At 68.2% G+C, this 4,495-nt stretch carries 4 protein-coding genes; all 4 read right to left on the bottom strand.

Annotated elements, in window-relative coordinates:
• A partial coding sequence (locus C1I98_RS35815; RefSeq protein WP_111171732.1) for a site-specific integrase occupies positions 1 to 1,524 on the bottom strand: 1,524 nt, incomplete at its 3' end.
• Positions 1,525 to 1,531: 7 nt separating this feature from the next.
• Positions 1,532 to 1,828 carry a helix-turn-helix transcriptional regulator gene (locus C1I98_RS35820; protein ID WP_233508470.1) on the bottom strand — a complete coding sequence of 99 codons (297 nt, stop codon included), beginning with the start codon at positions 1,826 to 1,828 and terminating at the stop codon, positions 1,532 to 1,534.
• A 148-nt stretch (positions 1,829 to 1,976) separates the two neighbouring features.
• Complete coding sequence (locus tag C1I98_RS35825; RefSeq protein ID WP_111171733.1) at positions 1,977 to 2,927, bottom strand: TRM11 family SAM-dependent methyltransferase; 951 nt, start codon at positions 2,925 to 2,927, stop codon at positions 1,977 to 1,979.
• Positions 2,924 to 3,703 carry a hypothetical protein gene (locus tag C1I98_RS40920; protein WP_146607846.1) on the bottom strand — a complete coding sequence of 260 codons (780 nt, stop codon included), beginning with the start codon at positions 3,701 to 3,703 and terminating at the stop codon, positions 2,924 to 2,926. The genes C1I98_RS35825 and C1I98_RS40920 overlap by 4 nt, the downstream gene beginning before the upstream one ends.
• Positions 3,704 to 4,495: the final 792 nt, after the last annotated feature.

Here is a 4,495-nt window from a genome sequence, read left to right on the forward strand (position 1 = left end):
GGTGGTGATGAGGGCGGCGGTTTGTTCGGCTGCTGCGGCGGCGACCTCCGGGTAGACGCTGGTGTAGGTGTCGCGGGTGAAGGTCGAGGAGACGTGGCCGAGGGTCTCTTGGACGATTTTCAGTTCGACTCCGGCGGCGAGCATCATGGACGCGGCTCCGTGGCGCAGGTCGTGCAGCCGGATCGGGGGCAGTCCCGCCTCGTAGGCGAGCCGGTAGAACTGGTCGGTGACGTGCTGGGGATGCAGTGGGCGTCCGAGTTGGTCGGTGAAGACGAACCCGGTATCGGTCCAGTCGTGGCCTGCGGCGAGTTGCTCTTCGGCCTGCTGGGCGCTGTGGTGGCGCAGGGCGGTCATGGTTTCGGTGTCCACGGCGATGGTGCGGTCGCTGGCGTCGGTTTTCGGTTTGCCCTGGATGGGTTGCCAGCCGAGTTGGGTGATCTGCCAGTTGATCCCGATGGTTTTGGCCGCGTGGTTGACTTCGCGGCGGCGTAGGCCGACGGCTTCTCCTCGGCGGAGTCCGCGGAGGGCGATCAGGCGGTACAGGGCGTACAGGCGGTGTCGCCGGGCGTGGGTGAGGAAGGTCGAGGTCTGCTGTGGGGTCCACACCATGACGGGGGAGGGCCGGTCGGCGGCCAGGTAGACGCTGATGACATCGACGCCGCCCATCGCCCGGCTGTGTTTGGCGGCGGTGAATCGCCGGTCGTGGTCGGATCGCCAGCAGGCGACGCGTTCGGCGGTCCACACGGCCGGTTTCGGGCGGGTCACGGCGGGGAGTTCGACCACGGCGGCGGGGTTGAAGTCGAGCAGGCGGTCTTGTTTGATCGCGATGTTCAGGGCGTGGCGCAGGGTGGCGCGGATGCCGTGCATGGAGGAGGCGCCGACGGGGCGGCGGTATCGCACTTTCGCGATCTGGGCGGGGTCGCCGCTGGCGCGTGCGTGGGTGATGACGTCGTTGAACTCCTCGATGGCGTCGAACATGCCCGCGATGTCGGAGACGCGGAGCCGGTCCAGGCGGATGTGGCCGAGGTAGGGGGTGAGGTAGAGGCGGATGTCGGTGGCGTATCCGCGTCGGGTGGTCTCATCGATGCGGCGCTTGCGTTTGAGGAATTCCTCCAGCCATTCGGCGAGGGTGATCTGCCGGTTGAGGTCTTGCCGGGTGCGGACCTTGCGGCGTACCTCTTCGATGGGCGGCAGGTGACGGGTGTCCTTTAGGGTGGTGAGGATGAGTTCGGTGATCTGCCGTTGTACGCCGGGGTCGTCGTCGAGGGCGAGCAGGCCGCGGGCGTGGTCGAGTTCGGCTTCGGCGTCTTCGAGTGTGGTGAAGCCGCTGCGTCGGAGTGGGTTGCGGCGTCGGCCGTCGGCGTACGGCGGGAGTTCGAGCTGGTAGGCCCACCTCCCGTGGGTGCTGCTCCAGCGTTGGCCGTTGCCGCCGGTTCGGCGGAGTTTGGGGCAGGATCGGCCGAGCTTGCGGCCGGTGGCCGTATCGCGGCAGGAGCAGGTTTTATAGGTGGTTCCGTTGGCCACCGTGGTGTCATCCTTTCGAATCGTCGCGACACGGTTCGGTGTCGCGGTATTCCAGCAGCGCGCGCACCCCGCGTGTCGGCACCACGTACCGGCCGCCGATCCGTAGGACCGGGCAGGGGAACTGCCCGGCTTTGGCCAGCCGGTATGCCTTCGTACGGCCCATTCCGAGGAGCCGCCCGGCGGCGATCAGGCCGAGCACGGCCGGATACTCCATGGCCAGGCCACGCCGATCTTCGGGTCCGATCGTCGATGTGATGGGTTCGGAGTGCGGCGGCGGCTCGGTGGTCGCCGATCGTGCTGTCATCGTCACCTCCATGGATTGGATCGGGCGTCGTAGGGGTACGTGATCTCGCCATCCGGCCCCCTTCTCGGCCGCCCCCAGTCGGCGGTCAGGTGGCTGTTGCGGGGCCGGGTGTGGCGAGCGGTATCGACGCCCACCTTCGGCCGCCCCGTCAAGCGGAATCCGCTGGTCCGTTGCCCGATGTCGCCGTTTCGGGGGTGGCCCGATGCTGCGCGGCTTGGCCGGTGCCGTTGCTGTTCGGCTGCCGCATCGGCAGGGGTTTGCGGAAGATGAGGAGGTCCTCGTGTGCGATGGCGTGGATCGGCCGTCCCTCAGCCCATCCGCGGCGTGCCTCGTGGAGTTGGAAGAACGAGGCGCGGTTGAGGAGTGTGCCGTCGCCGAGGCCGCACAGCAGGCAGACGATCCGGTCGGTGAACTCCAGCCCTGTCTGGGTTCCGAGGGTGATGATCTGGCCGGGGAGGTCGATGAGTTCGCCGTGGTGGCGGTAGGGACGGGCGGTGATCGCCATCACGCCGCCGGGGCGCAGCAGCCGGATGCTGCCGCCAAGGATGCGGGAGAAGCCGTTCAGAAGTACCGGGAGGCGGTGATGCGCCAGGTTGGCGCGGTTGGCCTGGTCGGTGGAGTAGCGGTGGTTCCATTTGCGGACTCCGGGTTGTCCGCTGTCGCGGGTGGAGCGGACGTGGCCGTGGGTGGCCAGGCCGTAGGGAGGCGAGGTCAGTACCAGGCCGGCCTTTCCGTGCAGGTCGGGTAGCAGCTGCGCGATGTGCTGGGCGTCTCCGGTGACGACCCGGCCGAAGCCGGGTGCTGCGTTGCGGCGGGCGTGGGCGAGGTTGCCGACGGCGAGGTGGGCCCAGCGCTGCTCCAGCTCGACTCCGGCGGCGTGCCGGTCCTGGTGGACGGCCTCGACCAAGGTGGTGCCGATTCCGCACATCGGGTCGATGACGAGATCGCCTGGGCGGGTGTAGGTGGTGATGACCTTGGCGGCGATGGCGGGCAGCATCTTGGCGGGGTGTCTCATCGATTCGGGCAGGTAGCGGCCACGGCGCTGGATCCGGGAGGGCTGTTGCCCGGTCGCCCATACCGACGCGGTCAACTCGATCATGAGCGCTGTCCTCCGGGGTCGGTGATGGAGCGATCGGCGGTTCGTGATGTTCGCCGGGGCTTGTTGAAGATCAGCACATCGGTGTGCAGGCGGACGCTGATCGGCATTCCGGCGCACCTTGCCGGGGCCGGTTCTGGTGTGGGTACGCGCCAGGTGGGTGGTGGTTCGAGTCGCCCCGCCTGCACTGGGAGATGCAGCGCGACGATGTGCTGGAGGTAGGTCAGGCCTGCTTGCTGAGCACGGCGGATGATGTCCGGGGCGGGGTCACGCACGTACTCGTCTGCGCGGTGCAGGCCGGTGACGATGACGAGGTGGCCGCCCGCTGCGAGCAATGCCGCCAGGCGGGAGATCCCCTTTGGCTGCGCGCTCAAATGATCTCCTTCGCGGTCATCAAGGTGGGAGGGGTGGCCGTGGTGTCTGGCGATGACGAGATCGGCGGTGCCGAGCAGGTCGGTGAGCACCTGATCGGCGTCCTGGCCGGGTGCGATGCGCAGGTCGGCGACGTCCAGGTCATGGCCGGGGTGCAAGCGCTGCAACGCCTGCCAGGCGAGGTGCGCGCGGGCGGGGTCGGTGAAGGTGGCCACGGCGCGGCAGCCTGGGGTCAAGGCGCTGGAGAGGACGGCATGGTCGGTTGCGTCGATGTCGATGACCAGGCTGCCGAGCCGGGTACAGGTGGTGATCAGATGCCAGGCCAGGAGCGGGCTGACCGGTAGGCAGCAGCCGAAGCGGCATGCGGGTTCCGGTTCGGTGTCGGCGGCGGCGAGCCAGACGCTCAAGGGCAGGTGCCGCCGCGCGACGGCGTCGGGCTCGCTTCGAGGAGCGCGAGTGGCGTGCTGGTGTGGGTTCAACGATGGTGTGGCCCGATCACACGGGCCACCTGATCCCTGTCACTAACCGAAATACCTGCCATGAGAAGCGAGATGGGACACGCCGATTCTCGCCGGTGCTTCTGTAGCCTCAGCAGCTTGCGTTTAGGCAGGTCACAGCATTTGTGGGCAAGTCTCGGGCGTGATGCGGGCAGGTGCTGCGCATCCGGCGTCGCCGGCGACGGCCGGAAATCGCTCTTGTGCCGCTACATCGGCCTACGCTGGAAGACAACTCCGCATTGCTGGATCGGATCGTTCGGTAGATGTCAGGAGGCGATCGCGGTGACCGGGCATGACGAGCTCGCCGAGCGCCGGTTCGGCAAGATGGTTGAGCGTCTCAAGGTGCTGATGGAGCATCGCGGCGGCCGGCATATCGCGGCTACTACGGCCGGCTGGTCTTGAGCGATCGGCAAGTGGCGGAGATCGGTGACATGGCCGAGGTACGCCGGGCGGCCCGAGCGGCGGGGCGGGCACACGGCTGGAGGACCGTCACCCACGTCGCCCCCGACGGGCCACTGTTCGTGCTGGATGATCGGAATCCATCTGAGTGCGTGTTTGAGAAGATCGTTTAGGGTTCAAGGGCAGATGTAGCGGGGTTGGCGTCGTGCGGGTCCGCCCCGGGTGAGGCGGCGGGCCATCCCCGCGATGGCGGCCCAGCGGATCAGCGCCTCGGAGACGGCCGGGTCGCGTTCGTAGTCACGG

The organism is Spongiactinospora gelatinilytica (genome assembly GCF_003236385.1).
In the GTDB taxonomy this organism is placed as follows: domain Bacteria; phylum Actinomycetota; class Actinomycetes; order Streptosporangiales; family Streptosporangiaceae; genus Spongiactinospora; species Spongiactinospora gelatinilytica.

Bases quoted from the DNA above. Each gene is read 5' to 3' on its own strand.
- C1I98_RS35820 (WP_233508470.1), bottom strand. From the start codon at position 1,828: ATGACAGCACGATCGGCGACCACCGAGCCGCCGCCGCACTCCGAACCC.
- C1I98_RS35825 (WP_111171733.1), bottom strand. From the start codon at position 2,927: ATGATCGAGTTGACCGCGTCGGTATGGGCGACCGGGCAACAGCCCTCC.